Origin of the sequence: Streptomyces sp. NPDC016469 (genome assembly GCF_040632905.1) — a bacterium.
In the GTDB taxonomy this organism is placed as follows: domain Bacteria; phylum Actinomycetota; class Actinomycetes; order Streptomycetales; family Streptomycetaceae; genus Streptomyces.
The window spans coordinates 1-1,306 of sequence record NZ_JBEYCQ010000116.1 but is presented as its reverse complement, the minus strand read 5'-3'; the positions used below and the strand labels follow the sequence as shown (position 1 = coordinate 1,306).

Annotated in this window: 1 protein-coding gene; it reads left to right on the top strand. The window is 36.9% G+C overall.

Annotated elements, in window-relative coordinates:
- Positions 1-107 precede the first annotated feature (107 nt).
- Positions 108-1,076 carry an anti sigma factor C-terminal domain-containing protein gene (locus ABZ565_RS35645; RefSeq protein WP_352392318.1) on the top strand — a complete coding sequence of 323 codons (969 nt, stop codon included), beginning with the start codon at positions 108-110 and terminating at the stop codon, positions 1,074-1,076.
- The last annotated feature ends 230 nt before the right edge of the window (positions 1,077-1,306 follow it).

Genomic DNA, 1,306 nt, shown 5'->3' with positions numbered 1-1,306 from the left:
TGGGCCAGCATCTGGAGACCCTGCTCGACCAGGCGGCGGCCGTCGCGTCCCCCGGGCTCGACCCGGCCGCGATCTGAAGCCAGATGGTGTTAAAACAAATTTAGCCCGTGCAAGAGCGAAATTTAAAGAGCTTTATAGGAGGAAAGAGAATGAAAAAACCAAATGACGAAGAATTGAATAATATATTTGATGATATATCACTTGATAGAACTATAAAGAAAGCGAAACGGAATACTCTTCTCAGGTCAATTATTGTATCAGCTATCATGTTTATTTTAATTTCAGTTTGTGTTGTTAAAGCTAATTCGTTTTGGATAAACAAAATTGGGGATGAAACAGCAGCTCAATTAATTAAGGAAGATGCAATTATGAAAGCGCCTAATACCATTGTGAGAACAGAAACGGTTGAAACTGGATTTATGAAGGGAACTGTTAAGCGAGAAGTTTTTAAAGTTGTAGAAGATAAAATAATCCCATGGGAGACACAAGAAGCACATTTTGGGTTAAAGGGTTTTGAAACAATGACATCTTCATCCTACAGCACAATTATTAATGATACTACTAAAATTAATATACCTAGTGGAGAAAAGTCCATGGGGTTCTACGTACCTCAGTTTACTTATAAGTCTTATTCAGATGACTTGTCAAAACTTAAGGAATATCCTAATGATAAATATATTGAATTAGGGATTTCATTTGATAAAAGCTATACGATGAATGAAGTTAAAAATATGTTACCTGATGAGATTAACCCTACATGGTATTGGGTTAATGATTATTCAAATGAAGCTGACGAACGAGATTATCCAGAGGGCGATAAATTTATGTATGGAATTTATGAACCATCTTCAGAGGTAGGTAAATCAATGAGTTCATCAAAAATAAATAGCGAGGCAGATTTCCTAAACCGTTTAAAGAAGATTAATAAAGCCGATTATGATCTATTAAAATTACAACAAAAAGATGGATTGATTATTGGAGTTGTTGTAACTGGAACAAAGGAAGCTTTACTTAAATTAGAGAATCAATCTTATGTGAAGGCAACTAGCATTGGGGCAGTTGTTGATAAATACTAATTAATGTGTTTAATCCAATAATAGTTGTGGGAGTAATGTAATTATGAAAATAATGACATGTAATGAAAGAGCAATTGATTTCGAAGATGTTATTAAACTATATAAGAATTCGGGTTTGTTGGAAGAGAACGTGTTTCAAGATAAAGATCGCCTCGACCAGTCCGTCCGCGCCCCGCGAGGGCCCGTAGCGGGTACTGGCTCCGGCGAAGTCCTCCGCCATCGCCTCCTCC